The following is a 21,621-nucleotide window of genomic DNA, read 5'->3' as shown; positions in this document are numbered from 1 at the left end:
AATTGGATCCAATAACCCTAGTGAGGGAAGGGGGCGCTTGTCAAACGGATTGATCAAGCGATGCGCCGTGGCGCAGAGTCAAAACGCGGCTATCGTGAAGCAAGTTGCCGGCATTGGGAAGATAGCCAAGGTCGCCAGCCCTTGTACGAAGCGGGTTTGCCGACAGTTGGCAGCATGATCGCACGGTGCCATTGTCTTTTGCGTCTCCAGCCCGCACCATCGCTGCTTTCGACTGATCTGAACGGGTGTCCGCAGTGGCGATACCTTGGCCTCTCAATGCGACCGCACGCCGGCTCGGCCTTGCCGTGCTGCTCGGCTGTCTGTGGCTGGGCGTGTCCCAAGCGGATTGGGACTTCTCGCAGATCAGTCGCCGCGCTCAGGCGCTCTACGGCCCGATGGGCGCGGGCCAGGGGCGTATCGATGCCTGGCAGAACCTGATGGTGACACAGAAGCAGGGCAGCGAACTGGAGCAGCTGCAGGTGGTCAACCTGTTCTTCAACAAGCAGCTGCGCTATGTCGAAGACATCGACCTGTGGCACGAGGTCGATTACTGGGCCACGCCGGTACAATCGCTGATAAAGGGTGCGGGCGACTGCGAGGATTATGCCATCGCCAAGTACTTCAGCCTGCGGCGCATGGGCATTCCGGCGGAAAAGCTACGCATCACCTACGTAAAGGCCTTGCGCCAGAACCGTGCGCACATGGTCCTGACCTATTATTCAAGCCCACAGGCCCAGCCGCTGGTGCTGGACAGCCTGATGGACGCGATCAAGCCGGCCAGCCAGCGTACCGACCTGCTGCCGGTGTATGCCTTCAACGGTGAAGGCCTGTGGCTGACCGGCGCGGGCGGCAACAAGAAGGTCGGCGACACCAAGCGCCTGTCGCGTTGGCAGGATCTGCTGAAGAAAATGCAGGCCGAAGGGTTCCCGGCCGAACCGGTTTACTGAAGGAGCACAGATGTCACTGTTCAAACAATTGCTGCTAGCCATTTGCCTGTTCCTGGTGATCGCCTTCAGTGGCAGCTTCATGGTCAGCCTGGAGAGCTCGCGCAGCCAGTACGTCAACCAGCTGCGTTCCCATGCCCAGGACGCCGCGACCGCGCTGGCGTTGTCGCTGACGCCGAACATCGACGACCCAGCGATGGTCGAGCTGATGGTCAGCTCGATTTTCGACAGTGGCTACTACTCGAGTATCAAGGTCATCGACCTGGACTCCAACGCCGTGTTGGTCGAGCGCCACGCCGAGCCTGACGCCGGCGGTGTGCCGGGCTGGTTCATCCAGCTCATCGGCCTGGAGCCGGCCGGTGGTGATGCCCTCGTCAGCCGCGGCTGGCAGCAGGCGGCGCGGGTCGAGGTGATCAGCCACCCGATGTTTGCCCTGGGCAAACTCTGGCAGAGCGCCCTGGGTAGCCTTGGCTGGCTGCTGCTGTGCGGCGCGGTGAGCGCGGTGCTCGGGGCACTGCTGCTGCGCCGTCAGTTGCGCCCGCTCGACTACATGGTGGCGCAGTCCCACGCTATCGCCCGTCGTGAGTTCCTCAGTCTGCCCGAGCTGCCACGCACCCCCGAGCTGCGCCGAGTGGTGCAGGCGATGAACCAGATGGTCGAGAAGCTCAAGGCACTGTTCACCGAGCAGGCCGAGCGCAGCGAGAAGCTGCGGGCGGAGTCGTACCAGGACAGCCTCACCGGCCTTGCCAATCGACGTTACTTCGAAATGCAGCTCAATGCCCGGGTCAGCAACCTGGAGGAGGCCCGTACCGGCTACCTGCTGCTGCTGCGGGTCCAGGACCTGGCCGGGCTCAATGCCCGCCTGGGTGGCCAACGCACCGACCAGTTGCTGCAGGCGGTGGGTGAGCAACTGCGCCGTACCTGTGCGAACTACCCGGAGACCAACGACCTGATCACCCGCAGCCGTGGCGGCGAGTTCGCGGTGCTGGCGCCGGGCATGGTCCATGACGAGGCGATCCAGCTGGCCCAGGCCCTGGAGGCTACCTTGCAGAGCCTGCACGAGACCGGTGCCAGCGATGTCGACCCGGTGGCCTGCATCGGCCTTGCCCCCTACAGCCCCGGCGATGCGCCGCAAGCGCTGCTCAAGCTCGCCGACGAGGCCCTGGCCCGCGCCGAGAGCCAACCCGCGCCGGGCTGGGTATGTCTGGAGCAGGGAGCCGCGGGCCAGGCCGCCGACAGTCACCATGCCTGGCACACGCGCCTGGACCAGGCGCTGGGCAAGGGCCAGTTCGAACTGTTCTTCCAACCGGTCGTGGACGCCAAGGCGCCGGAGCGGGTGCTGCACTACAAGGTCATCTCGCGCCTGCACGATGAGGAGGGCGAAGCCCTGGCGGCCGGCCGCTTCCTGCCCTGGCTGGAGCGCTTCGGCTGGATGGCGCGGCTGGACCTGCTGGTGCTGGAGAAGGTGCTCAAGCATCTGCAAGGGCATGGCGAAGCGCTGGCGCTGAACCTGTCGGCCGCCACCCTGGCCGACCCCAAGGCGTTGCAGCGCGTCTATGAGCTGTTGGGGCAGCACGGCGCGCTGGGGCAGCGACTGACCTTCGAGATCGGCGAGGAGCAGCTGCCCGAGCAGTCAGTGCTCGAGCAACTCACCCGGCGCCTGCGCACCCTGGGCTTCAGCCTGGCACTGCAACGCTTCGGCGGGCGCTTCAGCATGATCGGCAACCTGGCCCACCTGGGTCTGGCCTACCTGAAGATCGATGGTGGCTACATCCGCAACATCGACCAGGAACGGCACAAGCGCCTGTTCATCGAAGCCATCCAGCGGGCTGCGCACAGCATCGACCTGCCGCTGATCGCCGAGCGGGTGGAGACCGAAGGGGAGTTGAAGGTGCTGCGGGAGATGGGCGTGCAGGGTATCCAGGGGCAACTGGTGGGTGGGCCGGCGCCCTGGCGTTAAGCTGGCTCGGCGTTATCGCGGGGCAATTCGCACCGCGATGCGCCGCCAGCATGATCAGATCAGCCCGCCTTCCTCATCTTCCTCGATCAGGTTGTTCAGGCTACCCAGCGCCTTGCGCGCGGTGGAGCGGTTGAGCAATTTGGCCTGGGCGCCGGGCGGCAGGTCGGTGATGCTGAACACGCCTTTGGCAGTCAGCACCTCGATCAGGTCTTCCAGTACCCGGATCATGTCCAGATCGCTCTGCTTGAGCTGCTTGAGGCTGTTCTCAACGACATCGTCGGCGAACCATTCCTGGATCTCGGCACTGTCGGCGGGGACCATGTCCGTAAATCCATCAAACCCGGCGGCTTCCACTCGCAGCAAACGGCCGTCAGCGTCGCGTTGCACGTAGAACATGGCGGCGTCCCTCGTCACGATGATTCCTTGTTGGTAGTCAGCAGCATAGGCAAAGTTCACCGGGCGTGTAGGCCCGGTGCACGAGTATGCGCGTGAAGCGTTGGCGGGGAAAGCCCGCCCCCGACGCGGCGGCCGTTGCCGGCTGCCGCGGGGGTGGGGATCAGCTGTTGGAGTTGTCGATCTTGATGGTCGGGTCGCCACCGCTGATCAACGAGTTGATCGTGGTGTTGGACCAGTTGACCCCTTCAAGCTTGATGCTCACATCGGCGTTGGCCAGGCCGCCGGCGGCGTTGAGCTTGCCTTCGGTGCTGACTTGCAGGGTCGACTCGCCATTGACCGTGGTGATCTTCAGGAAGTTGTCGATGGTGCTGGCCTTCTCGCCCTGGAGCAGGTCGCTCAGGTCGAGGCGGTCGCCTTCGCTTGCCTTGAAGTCCTTGATCACGTCATTGCCCAGGTCGCCGGCCTTCCACACGAAGGTGTCGGCACCACTGCCACCGGTCATGATGTCATCGCCCTTGCCGCCGATGAGGATGTCATTGCCTGCACCGCCAAACAGGATGTCGTTGCCTTCACCGCCGAGCAGGGTGTCGTTGCCGGTGCCGCCGAGCAGGATGTCGTTGCCCTTGCCGCCGTCGATGTAGTCGTTGCCACCCTGGCCGAAGATGATGTCGTTGCCGTTGCCGCCAAGCAGGGTGTCGGCGCCGTCGTTGCTGCGTGAGACGTCGAACTCGGTGTAGTGCTCGGTGATGTACTTGTGCATCGCCCGTGCGTCCACGCTGCCCGCGTCTACGCCCAGCTTGTCGGCGACATAGCCGCGGATCGCCTCGACACCGGTACCGGCAACACCGTCGAAGACCATCAGGTCGCCGAAGATGATGTCGTTGCCGTCGCCACCATTGACCGTGTCGTTGCCCGGTTGGGTAACTTCGGTATGGCCGAGGATGGCCTCGGCCAGCTTGCTCGGGTCGATGTTGGTCTGCGGCTTGCCGTCGGTGTCGTACGGTTTCAGGTCGTTGGTGTTGACGCCGTTGTTGAGGCCGATGGCCTCGACGGTGGACAAGCCTGACAGGAGCTTGAAGCTGTCCATCGAGTTGTTCAGGGCCGCGTTGTCTGTGTAGTTGCCGTAGCCACCACGCGAAGACAGCTCGTAGGTGCCGTTACCTTCCGCGTGCAGCTCGCCCGATACGCCGTATTTCCAACCGTTGCGGTAGTACTGCACTTGCAGGTTACCGGCGTTGTCGATGCTGACGTAGTTGGTGTTGCTGCTGTCGATGTAGCCGTTGTACGCCATGCCCGGCTTGTAGTTGATCGAAGCCAGGAAGGTGTCCAGGGTGATGCCCGAGGTGCCCAGGGTCGGGTTGGAGTTCTCGTTGGTCTGGTAGTAGGTCGGCTTGCCATCGGTGATGAAGAACGTCTGGTTGCTGCCGGTATTGCCACCATCCTTGAGGTTCTGGAACCAGTTGGCGGTGGTCTTGAAGGCGTCCTCGTAGTTGGTACCGCCGTCTGCCCGCAGGTTGTTCAGGGCATTGAGCAACTGTTGCAGGCCGGCATCGTTCAGGGTCACCGAAACGCTGCTCTTGACCTGGGTGGCGAAGTCCACCAGGAGGATGTTCACGGTACCCGACTGGTCGCCCTTGACGCTGGCGGTCAGGGTCTTGAACACCGATTCCAGGGATTTCTTCGCCGCGTCCACGCCGGACGAACCCATGCTGCCCGAGGTGTCGACGATGAAGGCGAGGTTGTAGTCCTGGCCCGGCACCACGTGCAGGCCGGTGACGTCGGCAACCACTACATCGTTGCCGTCGGTGCCGGTGATGTTGTCGCTGTCCGAGGACAGGTTGCTGGTGGTGTAGGCCTGCGGGTAGACGGTGACCTTGATGGTGCCTTCGCTGGTCGCGGTGCTGCCGCCGACGCTCTCGGTGGAGGTCGAGCTGACCTTCACGTCAAACTGGCCCTGGTAGTAGGCCGGCGGCTTGATGGTCAGGCTGCCCAGGTTCCAGCCGGTAACGTCCACCGCGTCCTTGCCGACGGTGAAGGTATGGCCGGCATTATCGGCCAGCACCGAGCCTGCCGGGATGCCGCTGAGCTTGACGCTCAGGGACTCGGAGCCGTCGGTGTCGGTGAGGTTGGTGCTGATGCCCACCAGCTTGACCGGGGCGCCGTTCTCGCTGCCTTCGTTGAGCTTGTAACCGTCGTAGTAGCCCTGGTTGTTGCTGCCGTGCAGGTCGCCAACGGTGACGCCGGCATTGTTAAGGTCCTTGACGCTCGGGTACATCGGGATGTTCGAGCTGTTGAGGTCGGTGACCGCGCCGTTGCCCACCTTGATGTTGACGTCCAGGCTGCCGGGGCCGGCCTGGTTGGCGTTGTAGATCTCCAGGGTGTAGTAGCCGCTGGTGGTCGGGGTGAAGCTGCCGGAGATGGCGCCGCTGGCCGAGCCCCAGGTGCCGCTGGCGACGTTCTTGCCGCCCACTACGATCTGCAGGCTGTCATCGGCGGTGCCGCTGAACGCGTAGGTCTTGCCGGCTTCCAGGTAGATCAGGCCGGAAGTCTTCGAGCCGCTGCCCGCAGTCACGCTGGCAACGGTGTCGACACCGGTGACGGTCTCGCTCTTGCTGGCGTTGCCGGCATTGGCGAAGACGTTCTTCAGCGCGTCGCCGGTGATGCCGTTGCCATTGCTGCCAAGGCCGGAGAGGCTGTTCCAGGTTTCCTTGAGCAGGCCGATGGAGTTGACGTTGTTGTTGCCGATGTTCAGGTCAGGCTTATCGGCCACAGGCGCGATATCGACCTTCATGGTCACTTCGCCGCCGGCGTTGGTGCCGTCGTTGGGCTTGTACTTGATCTGCGCGTAGTCGGCCTGCTTGTTGCCCACGCCGCTGCCGCCATAGCCGTCGACGCCCGACTGGTTGGCCAGCGGCACGAACTTGAGCTTGCCGGCGGCGATGTCAGCCTGGCTGATATTCTGGTTGAGCGAGACATCGACCCACGAGGTGCCGTTGAAGAACTTCAGGCCGCCCAGGTCCGGCAGCTTGCTGATGGTCACCGAAAGACCAGTGTTGCCATCGGCGTCGCTGACGTTGAAGTCGCCCCACTTGAACACGTAGTCGGTGTCTTCGCTGCCGGTCACCGCGCCGCCGGTCGACACCGGCGCATGGTCGTTGTCGATGATGGTGGTGGTGACGCTGGACTTGCCGGCGTCGACCTGCAGGTTCTCGAAGCCGCCGCCCGTGGCACCGCTGATCTTGACTGTGAAGTTCTCCGAGCCCTCGACCAGCTTGTCGTCGATGGTCTTGATGTCGAAGGTGGTGCCGCTGCTGCCGGCCGGGATCTTCACGGTGACCACACCGGTGAAGTCCTGGCCGTCGGTGGCGGTGCCGCTGTAGGTCAGGGTGATGGTCACCTCGGACTTCGACGGGTTGCTCAGGGTCAGGTTGTAGTGGGCGGTGTCGCCTTCGGTCACCGAGGTGTCGCCGCTGATGCCGACGGTGGTCAGGTCGCCCTGGCCGCTCGGCTCGTCGGTAACGCTGGTGGTGACGGTGTTGCTGCCCAAGGTCAGTTTCTCGAAGTTGTCGCCACCAGCGACCGACTCGATCTTGTTGACGATGTTCGGCTGGCCACCGAGGTACGGATCGTCCTTGGCGGTAATGGTGAAGGTACCGCTGGCACTGCCAGCCGGGATGCTGACTTTGGTGCCATCGGTCAGGGTGAAGGTCAGGCCGTTGTGGCCGATTACCGACAAGCCTTGGGCGTTGGTCAGGGTCACGGTGTAGGTGACCTGGCCGCCCTCGACGACGGTGGTCTTGTCAGCGGACAGCGTGGCGACCACTTCACTGATGGTGTCGTTGATCTGCACGGTGGCGTTGCCGCCCAGTTCGAGGTTCTCGAAGGTCTTGCCGGTAACTGCGGCGTCAGTGATGCCGACGGTCAGCGAGCTGCCGTCCTTGAACACATCGTCGCCCTGGGCGGCGGCCTTGTACTCGACCTGGGTCTGGCCAGCCGGGATCACCACCTTGGCGCCGTTGGACAGGGTCACGGTCAGGTCCTGCGCCAGTTTCTGGCTGACCTTGACGGTGAAGCTAGGCTGCTGGTCTTCGGTAACGTTGCCATTGCCGACGATGGTGACCGAGACCTTGTCACCCTGGTTGCCGGTGCCTGGTGTGCCCGAGCCCGGCTCGTCAGTGACGGAGGTCTTCACTTCGTTCTGACCCAGGGTCAGCTTCTCGAAGTTGTCCGCGCCGGTGACGCCGGTGATCTTGTTGTTGATGGTTGGCTGACCACCGACGAACACGTCGTCCGGCGCATTGATGGTTGCGGTGCCAGTGGCGCTGCCGGCCGGGATGCTGACTTTGGTGCCATCGGTCAGGGTGAAAGTCAGGCCGTTGTGGCCGGTGACCGACAGGCCCTGGGCGTTGGTCAACGTTACGGTGTAGGTGACCTGGCCGCCTTCGCTGACAGTCGTCTTGTCTGCAGACAGGGTGGCGACCACTTCGCTGACGGTGTCGTTGATCTGAACGCTGGCGTTGCCGCCGAGCTCGAGGTTTTCGAAGGTCTTGCCGGTGACCGACGCATCGGAGATGCCGACGGTGAGGGTGTCGCCGTCCTTGAACACGTCATCGCCCTGGGCGGCGGCCTTGTACTCGACTTGGGTCTGGCCAGCCGGGATCACCACCTTGGCGCCGTTGCTCAGGGTCACGGTCAGGTCCTGCGCCAGCTTCTGGCTGACTTTGACGGTGAACGACGGTTGCTGGTCTTCGGTGACGTTGCCATTGCCGACGATGGTGACCGAGACCTTGTCGCCCTGGTTACCGGTGCCCGGCGTGCCCGAACCTGGCTCGTCGGTGACGGAGGTCTTCACTTCGTTCTGGCCGAGGGTCAGTTTTTCGAAGTTGTCGGCGCCGGTGACGCCGGTGATTTTGTTGTTGATGGTTGGCTGACCACCGACGAACACGTCGTCCGGCGCATTGATGGTTGCGGTGCCAGTGGCGCTGCCGGCCGGGATGGTGACCTTGGTGCCATCGGAAAGGGTGAAGGTCAGGCCGTTGTGGCCGGTGACCGACAGGCCCTGGGTATTGGTCAGGGTCACGGTATAGGTGATCTGGCCGCCTTCGGACACGGTGGTCTTGTCGGCGGACAAGGTGGCCACGACTTCACTGATGGTGTCGTTGATCTGCACGGTGGCGCTGCCGCCGAGCTCGAGGTTCTCGAAGGTCTTGCCGACCACGCTGGCATCGCTGATGCCAACGGTGAGCGGGCCGCCGTCCTTGAACACATCGTCGCCCTGGATCGGCGCCTTGTATTCGACCTGGGTCTGGCCGGCGGGAATCACCACCTTGGCACCATTGCTCAGGGTGACGGTCAGGTCCTGGTCGAGCTTCTGGCTGACCTTGACGGTGAACGATGGCTGCTGGGCTTCGTTGACATCGCCGTTGCCGACGATGGTGACCGAGACCTTATCGCCCTGGTTGCCGGTGCCTGGAGTGCCCGAGCCCGGCTCGTCGGTGACGGAAGTCTTCACTTCATTCTGACCCAGGGTCAGTTTCTCGAAGTTGTCGGCGCCGGTGACACCGGTGATCTTGTTGCTGATGGTGGCTTGGCCGCCGATGAACACGTCGTCCGGCACGTTGATGGTGGCGGTACCGGTGGCACTGCCGGCCGGGATGGTGACCTTGGTGCCATCGGAAAGGGTGAAGGTCAGGCCGTTGTGGCCGACTACCGACAAGCCTTGGGCGTTGGTCAGGGTCACGGTGTAGGTGACCTGGCCGCCCTCGGCGACGGTGGTCTTGTCAGCGGACAGCGTGGCGACCACTTCACTGATGGTGTCGTTGATCTGCACGGTGGCGTTGCCGCCCAGTTCGAGGTTCTCGAAGGTCTTGCCGGTAACTGCGGCGTCGGTGATGCCGACGGTCATCGAGCTGCCGTCCTTGAACACGTCGTCGCCCTGGGCGGCGGCTTTGTACTCGACCTGGGTCTGGCCGGCGGGGATCACCACCTTGGCGCCGTTGGACAGGGTCACGGTCAGGTCCTGCGCCAGTTTCTGGCTGACCTTGACGGTGAACGACGGTTGCTGGTCTTCGGTAACGTTGCCATTGCCGACGATGGTGACCGAAACCTTGTCACCCTGGTTGCCGGTGCCTGGTGTGCCCGAGCCCGGCTCATCAGTGACGGAGGTCTTCACTTCGTTCTGACCCAGGGTCAGCTTCTCGAAGTTGTCCGCGCCGGTGACGCCGGTGATCTTGTTGCTGATGGTCGGCTGACCACCGACGAACACGTCGTCCGGCGCATTGATGGTGGCGGTGCCAGTGGCGCTGCCGGCCGGGATGCTGACCTTGGTGCCATCGGTGAGGGTGAAGGTCAGGCCATTGTGGCCGGTGACCGACAGGCCCTGGGCGTTGGTCAGGGTCACGGTGTAGGTGACCTGGCCGCCTTCGGACACGGTGGTCTTGTCGGCGGACAAGGTGGCCACGACTTCACTGATGGTGTCGGTGATCTGCACGGTGGCATTGCCACCCAGCTCCAGGTTTTCGAAGGTATGGCCCGGAACCGTGGCATCGGTGATGCCGACGGTCAGCGAGCTGCCGTCCTTGAACACGTCGTCGCCCTGGGCGGCAGCCTTGTACTCGGTCTGGGTCTGACCGGCCGGGATCACCACCTTGTCGCCGTTGGACAGGGTGACAGTCAGGTCGTATCCAAGCTTCTGGCTGACCTTGACGGTGAACGAGGGCTGCTGGTCCTCGGTGACATTGCCATTGCCGACGATGGTGACGGACACCTTGTCGCCCTGGTTGTCGGTGCCCGGGGTTCCAGTGCCCGGCTCGTCGGTCACGGAGGTCTGCACCTCACCTTGGCCGAGGGTCAGTTTCTCGAAGTTGTCGGCACCGCTGACGGTCACCAGTTTGTTGCTGATGGTCGCCTGGCCGCCGACGAACACATCGTCCGGTGCATTGATGGTGGCTGTGCCGGTAGCGTTGCCGGCCGGGATGGTGACCTTGGTACCGTCGGACAGGGTGAAGGTCAGGCCATTGTGACCAGTGACCGACAGACCCTGGGCGTTGGTCAGGGTCACGGTATAGGTGATCTGGCCACCTTCGGACACAGTGGTCTTGTCGGCGGTGAGGGTCGCGACGACTTCACTGATGGTATCGGTGATCTGCACAGTGGCGTTGCCACCGAGCTCCAGGTTTTCGAAGGTCTTGCCGGTGACTGCGGCGTCGGTGATGCCGACGGTCAGCGAGCTGCCGTCCTTGAACACGTCGTCGCCCTGGGCGGCAGCCTTGTACTCGGTCTGGGTCTGACCGGCGGGGATTACGACCTTGTCGCCATTGCTCAGGGTCACGGTCAGGTCCTGCGCCAGTTTCTGGCTGACCTTGACGGTGAACGACGGCTGCTGGTCTTCGGTGACATTGCCGTTGCCGACGATGGTGACGGTGACCTTGTCGCCTTGGTTATCGGTACCTGGAGTGCCGGTGCCTGGCTCGTCGGTCACGGTCGTGGTGAGCGTGTTGTCGCCGAGGGTGAGTTTCTCGAAGTTTTCTGCGCCGCTGACGCCTTCGATCTTGTTGACGATCGCAGGCTGACCGCCAACGAACACGTCGTCCGGGGCCGTGATGGTGAAGGTGCCGCTGGCGCTGCCGGCCGGAATGGTGACTTTGGTGCCATCGGTCAGGGTGAAGGTCAGGCCGTTATGGCCGGTGACCGACAGGCCCTGGGCATTGGTCAGGGTCACGGTATAGGTGATCTGGCCACCTTCGGTGACGGTGGTCTTGTCAGCGGTGAGGGTCGCGACCACTTCACTGATGGTGTCGGTGATCTGCACCGATGCGTTGCCACCCAGCTCCAGGTTCTCGAAGGCCTTGCCATCGACGGCAGCATCGGTGATGCCGACAGTCAGGGTGTCGCCATCCTTGAAGACGTCGTCACCCTGGGCTTTGGCTTTGTACTCGGTTTCGGTCTGACCGGCTGGAATGACGACTTTGTCGCCGTTCGACAGGGTTACGGTCAGGTCGTGGTCGAGCTTCTGGCTGACCTTGACGGTGAAGGCTGGCTGCTGGTCTTCGGTGACATCGCCTTTGCCGACGATGGTGACGGTGACCTTGTCGCCCTGGTTGTCGGTGCCTGGCGTGCCAGTACCCGGCTCATCGGTCACGGTTGTGGTAACCGAGTTGTCGCCGAGGGTCAGCTTCTCGAAGTTGTCGCCACCGGCAACCGATTCGATCTTGTTGACGATGCTCGGCTGGCCACCGACAAATACGTCGTCCGCAGCGGTGATGGTGAAGGTGCCGCTGGCACTGCCGGCCGGAATGGTGACCTTGGTGCCATCGGTCAGGGTAAAGGTCAGGCCGTTGTGGCCGTTGACCGGCAGACCCTGGGCATTGGTCAGGGTCACGGTGTAGGTGATCTGGCCGCCTTCGGTGACGGTGGTCTTGTCGGCGGTCAGGGTCGCTACGACTTCGCTGATGGTGTCGTTGATCTGAACGCTGGCGTTGCCGCCGAGCTCGAGGTTCTCGAAGGTCTTGCCGGTGACCGAGGCGTCGGAAATCCCTACGGTCAGGGTGTCGCCATCCTTGAAGACGTCATCGCCTTGGGCGGTCGCCTTGTACTCAACCTGGGTTTGACCCGCTGGGATCACGACTTTATCGCCGTTGCTCAGGGTTACGGTCAGGTCCTGACCGAGTTTCTGGCTGACATTGACGGTGAAGCTTGGCTGCTGGTCTTCGGTGACCGCGCCGTTGCCGACGATGGTGACGGAGACTTTGTCACCTTCGTTGCCGGTGCCCGGAGTGCCGGTGCCTGGCTCGTCGGTGACGGAGGTCTTCACTTCGTCCTGACCCAGGGTCAGTTTTTCGAAGTTGTCGGCACCAGTCACGCCTTCCAGTTTGTTGGTGATGGTCGGCTGACCGCCGACGAATACGTCGTCCGGCGCATTGATGGTGATGGTGCCGGTGGCGCTGCCCGCTGGCACGGTGACCTTGGTGCCGTCGGTCAGGGTGAAGGTCAGGCCGTTGTGGCCGGTGACCGACAGGCCCTGGGCGTTGGTCAGGGTGACGGTGTAGGTGATTGGGCCGCCTTCGCTGACGGTAGTCTTGTCGGCGGTCAGGGTTGCGACCACTTCGCTGACGGTGTCGTTGATCTCAACGCTGGCGTTGCCGCCGAGCTCGAGGTTCTCGAAGGTCTTGCCGGTGACCGACGCATCGGAAATGCCGACGGTGAGGGTGTCGCCATCCTTGAAGACGTCATCGCCTTGGGCAGTGGCCTTGTACTCAACCTGGGTTTGACCCGCAGGGATCACGACTTTATCGCCGTTGCTCAGGGTTACGGTCAGGTCCTGACCGAGTTTCTGGCTGACCTTGACGGTGAAGCTTGGTTGCTGGTCTTCGGTGACCGCGCCGTTGCCAACGATGGTCACGGAAACCTTGTCGCCTTCGTTGCCAGTGCCGGGCGTGCCAGTACCTGGCTCATCGGTCACGGTCGTGGTGAGGGTGTCCTTGCCGAGCGTGAGCTTCTCGAAGCTATCCGCGCCGCTGACGCTTTCGAGCTTGTTGACGATCGAAGGCTGACCGCCGACAAACACGTCGTCCGGCGCGGTGATGATGAAGGTGCCGCTGGCACTACCCGCAGGAATATTGACCTTGGTGCCATCGGTCAAAGTGAAGGTCAGGCCATTGTGGCCGTTGACCGGCAGACCCTGGGCATTGGTCAGGGTCACGGTATAGGTGATCTGGCCACCTTCGGTGACGGTGGTCTTGTCAGCGGTGAGGGTCGCGACCACTTCACTGATGGTGTCGGTGATCTGCACCGATGCGTTGCCACCCAGCTCCAGGTTCTCGAAGGCCTTGCCATCGACGGCAGCATCGGTGATGCCGACAGTCAGGGTGTCGCCATCCTTGAAGACGTCGTCACCCTGGGCTTTGGCTTTGTACTCGGTTTCGGTCTGACCGGCTGGAATGACGACCTTGTCGCCGTTCGACAGGGTCACGGTCAGGTCATGGTCGAGTTTCTGGCTGACCTTGACGGTGAAGCTTGGCTGCTGGTCTTCGGTGACATCGCCTTTGCCGACGATGGTGACGGTGACCTTGTCGCCCTGGTTGTCGGTGCCTGGAGTGCCGGTACCTGGCTCGTCAGTCACGGTGGTGGTGACCGAGTTGTCGCCGAGGGTCAGCTTCTCGAAGTTGTCGCCACCGGCGACCGATTCGATCTTGTTGACGATGCTCGGCTGGCCGCCGACGAACACGTCATCCGGTGCGGTAATGGTGAAGGTGCCGCTGGCGCTGCCGGCCGGTACGGTGACCTTGGTGCCATCGGTCAGGGTGAAGGTCAGGCCGTTGTGGCCATTAACCGGCAGACCCTGGGCATTGGTCAGGGTGACGGTGTAAGTGATCTGGCCACCTTCGGTGACGGTGGTCTTGTCGGCGGTCAGTGTCGCGACGACTTCGCTGACGGTATCGGTGATCTGCACGGTGGCATCGCCACCCAGCTGCAGGTTCTCGAAGGTCTTGCCATCAACGACTGCATCCGTGATGCCGACGGTCAGCGAACTGCCATCCTTGAAGACGTCATCGCCCTGGGCATCCGCCTTGTACTCGACCTGGGTCTGGCCAGCCGGAATCACCACCTTGGCGCCATTGCTCAGGGTGACGGTGAGATCCTGGTCCAGCTTCTGGTTGACCTTGACGGTAAAGGACGGCTGCAGGTCTTCGGTGACATCGCCGTTGCTGACGATGGTGACAGATACCTTGTTGCCGGTATCCGGATCATCAGTGACGGTAGTGGTGAGTGTCTCCTTGCCGAGCGTCAGCTTCTCGAAGTTGTCCGCGCCGCTGACACCTTCGAGCTTGTTCACGATCGAGGGCTGGCCGCCGACGAATACGTCGCTCGGGGCGGTGATGGTGAAGGTCCCGCTGGCGCTGCCGGCCGGAACGGTGACTTTGGTGCCATCGGTCAGGGTGAAGGTCAGGCCGTTATGGCCGGTGACCGCCAGGCCCTGGGCATTGGTCAGCGTCACGGTGTAGGTGATCTGGCCACCTTCGGTGACGGTAGTCTTGTCGGCGGTGAGGGTCGCGACCACTTCACTGATGGTGTCGGTGATCTGCACCGAGGCGTTGCCGCCCAGTTCCAGGTTCTCGAAGGCCTTGCCATCGACGGCAGCATCGGTGATGCCGACAGTCAGGGTATCGCCGTCTTTGAAGACGTCGTCGCCCTGGGCCTTGGCCTTGTATTCGGCTTCGGTCTGGCCTGCTGGGATCACCACCTTGTCGCCGTTGGACAGGGTTACGGTGAGGTCATGGTCGAGCTTCTGGCTGACCTTGACGGTGAAGGCCGGTTGCTGGTCTTCGGTGACATCGCCTTTGCCGACGATGGTGACGGTGACCTTGTCGCCCTGGTTGTCGGTGCCTGGAGTGCCGGTGCCCGGCTCGTCAGTGACGGAGGTCTTCACTTCGTCCTGACCCAAGGTCAGTTTTTCGAAGTTGTCGGCGCCGGTGACGCCTTCCAGCTTGTTGGTGATGGTTGGTTGACCACCAACGAACACGTCATCCGGAGCGGTGATGGTGAAGGTACCGCTAGCACTGCCCGCAGGAATAGTGACCTTGGTGCCATCGGTCAAAGTGAAGGTCAGGCCATTGTGACCGTTAACCGGCAGACCCTGGGCGTTGGTCAGCGTCACGGTGTAGGTGATCTGGCCGCCTTCGGTGACGGTGGTTTTGTCAGCGGTCAGGGTTGCGACGACTTCGCTGATGGTGTCGGTGATCTGCACCGAGGCGTTGCCGCCCAGTTCCAGGTTCTCGAAGGTCTTGCCGGTGACCGACGCATCGGAAATGCCGACGGTGAGGGTGTCGCCATCCTTGAAGACGTCATCGCCTTGGGCAGTAGCCTTGTACTCAACCTGGGTTTGACCCGCAGGGATCACCACTTTATCGCCGTTGCTCAGGGTTACGGTCAGGTCCTGACCGAGTTTCTGGCTGACCTTGACGGTGAACGACGGCTGCTGATCTTCGGTGACTGCGCCGTTGCCAACTATGGTCACGGAAACCTTGTCGCCTTCGTTGCCAGTGCCGGGCGTGCCAGTACCTGGCTCATCGGTCACGGTCGTGGTGAGGGTGTCCTTGCCGAGCGTGAGCTTCTCGAAGCTATCCGCGCCGCTGACGCTTTCGAGCTTGTTGACGATCGAAGGCTGACCGCCGACAAACACGTCGTCCGGCGCGGTGATGGTGAAGGTGCCGCTGGCACTACCCGCAGGAATAGTGACCTTGGTGCCATCGGTCAAAGTGAAGGTCAGGCCATTGTGGCCGTTGACTGGCAGACCCTGGGCATTGGTCAGGGTCACGGTGTAAGTGATCTGGCCACCTTCGGTGACGGTGGTCTTGTCGGCGGTCAGGGTTGCGACGACTTCGCTGATGGTGTCGGTGATCTGTACCGAGGCGTTGCCACCCAGCTCCAGGTTCTCGAAGGCCTTGCCATCGACAGCGGCATCGGCGATGCCGACAGTCAGGGTATCGCCGTCTTTGAAGACGTCGTCACCCTGGGCTTTGGCTTTGTACTCGGTTTCGGTCTGACCGGCTGGGATGACGACTTTGTCGCCGTTCGACAGGGTTACGGTCAGGTCGTGGTCCAGTTTCTGGCTGACCTTGACGGTGAAGGCTGGCTGCTGGTCTTCGGTGACATCGCCTTTGCCGACGATGGTGACGGTGACCTTGTCGCCTTGGTTATCGGTGCCTGGGGTGCCAGTACCCGGCTCATCGGTCACGGTTGTAGTAACCGAGTTGTCGCCGAGGGTCAGCTTCTCGAAGTGGTCGCCACCGGCAACCGACTCGATCTTGTTGACGATGTTCGGCTGACCGCCGACGAATACGTCGTCCGCAGCGGTAATGGTGAAGGTGCCGCTGGCACTGCCGGCCGGAATGGTGACCTTGGTGCCATCGGTCAGGGTAAAGGTCAGGCCGTTGTGGCCATTGACCGGCAGCCCCTGAGCGTTGGTCAGGGTCACGGTGTAGGTGATCTGGCCGCCTTCGGTGACGGTGGTCTTGTCGGCGGTCAGGGTCGCGACCACTTCACTGATGGTGTCGGTGATCTGCACCGAGGCGTTGCCACCCAGTTCCAGATTCTCGAAGGACTTGCCGTCAACGGCAGCATCGGTGATGCCGACAGTCAGGGTGTCGCCGTCTTTGAAGACGTCGTCGCCCTGGGCTTTGGCTTTGTACTCGGCTTCGGTCTGACCGGCTGGAATGACGACTTTGTCGCCGTTCGACAGGGTCACGGTCAGGTCATGGTCCAGTTTCTGGCTGACCTTGACGGTGAAGGCTGGCTGCTGGTCTTCGGTGACATCGCCCTTGCCGACGATGGTGACGGTGACCTTGTCGCCCTGGTTGTCGGTGCCTGGAGTGCCGGTACCTGGCTCGTCGGTCACGGTGGTGGTGAGCGAGTTGTCGCCGAGGGTCAGTTTCTCGAAGTTGTCGCCACCGGCGACCGATTCGATCTTGTTGACGATGCTCGGCTGGCCGCCGACGAACACGTCATCCGGTGCGGTGATGGTGAAGGTGCCGCTGGCGCTGCCCGCCGGAATGGTGACTTTGGTGCCATCGGTCAGGGTGAAGGTCAGGCCGTTATGGCCGGTGATCGACAGGCCCTGGGCATTGGTCAGGGTGACGGTGTAGGTGATCTGGCCGCCCTCGGACACGGTGGTCTTGTCAGCGGTGAGGGTCGCGACCACTTCACTGATGGTGTCGGTGATCTGCACCGAGGCGTTGCCACCCAGTTCCAGGTTCTCGAAGGCCTTGCCATCGACAGCAGCATCGGTGATGCCGACGGTCAAGGTATCGCCGTCCTTGAAGACGTCATCACCTTGGGCTTTGGCCTTGTACTCGGCTTCGGTCTGGCCAGCAGGGATCACCACCTTGTCGCCATTGGACAGGGTGACAGTCAGGTCGTGGTCGAGCTTCTGGCTGACCTTGACGGTGAAGGCCGGTTGCTGGTCTTCGGTGACATCGCCTTTGCCGACGATGGTGACGGTGACCTTGTCGCCCTGGTTGTCGGTGCCTGGAGTGCCGGTGCCTGGCTCGTCTGTGACGGAGGTCTTCACTTCGTCCTGACCCAGGGTCAGCTTCTCGAAGTTGTCGCCACCGGCAACCGATTCGATCTTGTTGACGATGCTCGGCTGGCCGCCGACGAATACGTCGTCAGGAGCGGTGATGGTGAAGGTACCGCTGGCACTGCCGGCAGGAACGGTGACCTTGGTGCCATCGGTCAGGGTAAAGGTCAGGCCATTGTGGCCGTTGACCGGCAGACCTTGGGCATTGGTCAGGGTCACGGTGTAGGTGATCTGGCCACCTTCGTTGACGGTGGTCTTGTCCGCAGTCAGGGTTGCGACGACCTCACTGATGGTGTCGGTGATCTGGACGGAAGCGTTACCGCCCAGCTCCAGATTTTCGAAAGCTTTGCCGTCAACGGCAGCATCGGTGATGCCGACGGTCAAGGTATCGCCGTCCTTGAAGACGTCATCACCTTGGGCTTTGGCCTTGTACTCGGCTTCGGTCTGGCCAGCAGGGATCACCACCTTGTCGCCATTGGACAGGGTGACAGTCAGGTCGTGGTCGAGCTTCTGGCTGACCTTGACGGTGAAGGCTGGCTGCTGGTCTTCGGTGACATCGCCTTTGCCGACGATGGTGACGGTGACCTTGTCGCCTTGGTTATCGGTGCCTGGGGTGCCGGTACCTGGCTCGTCAGTCACGGTGGTGGTGACCGAGTTGTCGCCGAGGGTCAGTTTCTCGAAGTTGTCGCCACCGGCGACCGATTCGATCTTGTTGACGATAGAAGGCTGGCCGCCGACGAACACGTCATCCGGTGCGGTGATGGTGAAGGTGCCGCTGGCACTGCCTTCCGGAATGGTGACCTTGGTGCCATCGGTCAAAGTGAAGGTCAGGCCATTGTGACCGTTGACCGGCAGACCCTGGGCGTTGGTCAGCGTCACGGTGTAGGTGATCTGGCCACCTTCGGTGACGGTGGTCTTGTCTGCGGTCAGGGTTGCGACCACTTCGCTGATGGTGTCGGTGATCTGAACCGAGGCGTTGTCACCCAGTTCCAGGTTCTCGAAGGACTTGCCGTCAACGGCAGCATCGGTGATGCCGACAGTCAGGGTATCGCCGTCTTTGAAGACGTCGTCGCCCTGGGCCTTGGCCTTGTATTCGGCTTCGGTCTGGCCTGCTGGGATCACCACCTTGTCGCCGTTGGACAGGGTTACGGTGAGGTCATGGTCGAGCTTCTGGCTGACCTTGACGGTGAAGGCCGGTTGCTGGTCTTCGGTGACATCGCCTTTGCCGACGATGGTGACGGTGACTTTGTCGCCCTGGTTATCGGTGCCTGGCGTGCCAGTGCCCGGCTCATCGGTCACGGTCGTGGTGACCGTGTTGTCGCCGAGAGTCAGCTTCTCGAAGTTGTCGCCACCGGCGACCGACTCGATCTTGTTGGCGATAGAAGGCTGGCCGCCGACGAACACGTCATCCGCAGCCGTGATGGTGAAGGTACCGCTGGCGCTGCCGGCCGGAACGGTGACTTTGGTGCCATCGGTCAGGGTGAAGGTCAGGCCGTTGTGGCCATTAACCGGCAGACCCTGGGCATTGGTCAGGGTGACGGTGTAAGTGATCTGGCCACCTTCCGACACAGTGGTCTTGTCGGCGGTCAGGGTCGCGACGACTTCGCTGATGGTGTCGGTGATCTGCACCGAGGCGTTGCCGCCCAGTTCCAGGTTCTCGAAGGACTTGCCGTCAACGGCAGCATCGGTGATGCCGACAGTCAGGGTATCGCCATCCTTGAATACGTCATCGCCCTGGGCCTTGGCCTTGTACTCGGCTTCGGTCTGGCCAGCAGGGATCACCACCTTGTCGCCATTGGACAGGGTGACGGTCAAGTCGTGGTCGAGCTTCTGGCTGACCTTGACGGTGAAGGCCGGCTGCTGGTCTTCGGTGACATCGCCCTTGCCGACGATGGTGACGGTGACCTTGTCGCCTTGGTTGTCGGTGCCTGGAGTGCCGGTACCTGGCTCGTCGGTCACGGTGGTGGTGACCGAGTTGTCGCCGAGGGTCAGCTTCTCGAAGTTGTCGCCACCGGCAACGGATTCAATCTTGTTGACGATCGAAGGCTGGCCGCCGACGAATACGTCGTCAGGAGCCGTGATGGTGAAGGTCCCGCTGGCACTGCCTGCCGGAATGGTGACCTTGGTGCCATCGGTCAGGGTGAAGGTCAGGCCATTATGGCCGCTGACCGGCAGACCCTGGGCATTGGTCAGGGTCACGGTGTAGGTGATCTGGCCACCTTCGGACACAGTGGTTTTGTCGGCAGTGAGGGTTGCGACCACTTCACTGACGGTGTCGGTGATCTGCACGGTGGCATCGCCACCCAACTGCAGGCTCTCGAAGGTCTTGCCCGCCACGCTGGCATCGGTCACGCCGAGGGCCACGGAGCCGGCGTCCTTGAATACGTCGTCGCCCTGGGCCGGCAGGCTGTAGGTGGCCTGGGTCTGGCCGGCGCTGATGACCACAGTGGCGCCATTGGACAGGGTCACGGTCAGGTCATGGTCGAGCTTCTGGCTGACCGATACAGTGAAGGTCGGCTGTTCGGTCTCGGTCACGTTGCCATTGCTGGCGATGCTGACGGTCACCGTGTCGATGCTGTCGCTGATCACGGTCTGGGTCGGCGTAGTGTCGGGTTCCAGCTTCTCGAAGTTGCCACCGGTGACACCAGTGATGCTGGTGCTGACCGTGCTGCCGTTGACGAATACGTCGTTAGCGGGGGTCTGGAAGTCGACGCTGCCAGTGCTTTCGCCGGCCTTGACGGTAATAGTCTGGCCATTGGACAGAGTGACTGTGACCGGAGTCTGGGCCGGGTTGGTCAGGGTCACGGTGTAGGTGATCACGCCGCCTTCGGTGACGCTTGGAGTCGCGGTCAGAGTGGCGGTGGTGGTGTCGATCGAGTCGTTGATCTTCGTTTCCGCTGGTGCCGGGTTCGGCTCCAGTTTCTCGAAGTTGCCGCCCGTTGCCTCCGTGATCGTGGTACTGACAGTACTGCCGTTGTTATAGACGTCGTTGGCCGGGGTCTGGAAATCGACGCTGCCGGACGACTTGCCAGCCTCGATGGTGACGGTCTGGCCATTGGACAGAGTGACGGTGACCGGAGTCTGGGCCGGGTTGGTCAGGGTCACGGTGTAGGTGATCACGCCACCTTCGGTCACGCTTGGGTTGGCGGTCAGCGTGGCAGTGGTGGTATCGATGGTGTCGGTGACCTCGGTCACCGCCGGCGTGGTGCTTGGCGTGACGATCAGGCCGTTGCCGCCGCTGGTCCCGGTGATGGTCGCGGAGATCTGGCCGCCATCGATGTAGGGCGTGTCGTTGGCCGGGACATTGACGTTGACGGTGCCGGTGGTCTGGCCCGCCGGGATCACGATGACAGCGCCATTGGACAGGGTCACGGTCAGGTTGGTCAGCGGTGGCTGGCCGACGGTGGCGGTATAGACAATTACGCCACCCGCCTCGGTGATCGTGGGAGTGGCGCTCAGGGTCAGGCCTGTGGTGAGCGGGGCGTTGGTGGTGTTGGTACTGGCGTTGTTGCCGTCCAGCCCGCCCAGCTCATCGATACCCAGCCCGTTGGCAAAGCCTATTGGGCCGGTGGGGAAGCCGATGGTCGGGTCGACCACCCCGGCGGTTTCCTGGAGCAGGACGAAGCTATGCCCGCCGCCTACCGAACCGCCGCCTGCCGCGGCCGGGCCGGCTGCGGTGGCCTCCAGTTCGGTGGTCGGGTCGACGCCGGCGGCGATGGCTTGTTGCAGCTCCTCGACCGAGGGCGCCGCTTGGGCGGTGGCCTGGCTCAGGTCGATGCTGCTGTCGGGGGCGTCGGCACTCCACTGGGTGTCGCGACCGAGGTCGAGCAGGCGGCCGTCGGCCAGCTCCAGAGTGACCGCGCCGCCAGTGCCGGTGTCTACCTGTTCACCGGCAAGCAGGCGATCGCCTTCGATCAGTACGCGCCGGATGCCTTCTGGGGAAACTGCGATGACTTGGCCAACAATGCTTTTGACGATGGCAACAACAGTGCTCATTGGACTCTCCGGACTACCCGTTCAGTTGGCTTCCATGCCCGGCCGGCATACGAAGGCGGCGACTGATGGAATGTTTCAATAATGTTTTTGACGCATAATTGCGTCAATTTTACGTCTATAATTTCTGGCTATTAAGTTTATGCCAAACTATTGACCTTCTGGCTGCCATCCTAAACAATCGCCAAGGTAATGTCACATTGATATTTGGCCAGCCAAGCCCTTTCTTTTGTATTAATCCGCACTGCCTA

At 62.5% G+C, this 21,621-nt stretch carries 4 protein-coding genes; 2 read left to right on the top strand and 2 right to left on the bottom strand.

The genetic code is table 11. The annotated features are described in order from the left end of the window. Positions 1-245 precede the first annotated feature (245 nt). Both lapG and lapD read left to right on the top strand, forming a co-directional pair. Positions 246-947, top strand: coding sequence for a cysteine protease LapG (lapG, locus tag LOY42_RS25640; protein WP_139667775.1), 702 nt, complete (start codon positions 246-248; stop codon positions 945-947). 10 nt (positions 948-957) lie between these two features. After that, positions 958-2,904, top strand: a complete 1,947-nt coding sequence (gene lapD, locus LOY42_RS25635; protein ID WP_139667773.1) for a cyclic di-GMP receptor LapD — start codon at positions 958-960, stop codon at positions 2,902-2,904. Positions 2,905-2,958: 54 nt separating this feature from the next. Here lapD and LOY42_RS25630 read toward each other — a convergent pair whose 3' ends face one another. Both LOY42_RS25630 and LOY42_RS25625 read right to left on the bottom strand, forming a co-directional pair. Then, positions 2,959-3,300: a hypothetical protein gene (locus LOY42_RS25630; RefSeq protein WP_046857559.1), complete on the bottom strand. Its 342-nt coding sequence runs from the start codon at positions 3,298-3,300 to the stop codon at positions 2,959-2,961. A gap of 160 nt (positions 3,301-3,460) precedes the next feature. Continuing rightward, positions 3,461-21,373 (bottom strand): immunoglobulin-like domain-containing protein, encoded by a 17,913-nt coding sequence (locus LOY42_RS25625; RefSeq protein ID WP_258599640.1) that lies wholly within the window; start codon positions 21,371-21,373, stop codon positions 3,461-3,463. Between the last annotated feature and the right edge of the window lie 248 nt (positions 21,374-21,621).

This window comes from Pseudomonas sp. B21-023 (assembly GCF_024749165.1).
Taxonomy (GTDB): domain Bacteria; phylum Pseudomonadota; class Gammaproteobacteria; order Pseudomonadales; family Pseudomonadaceae; genus Aquipseudomonas.
The sequence above is the reverse complement of the archived record's forward strand: the minus strand, read 5'-3'. Positions and strand labels throughout refer to the sequence as shown.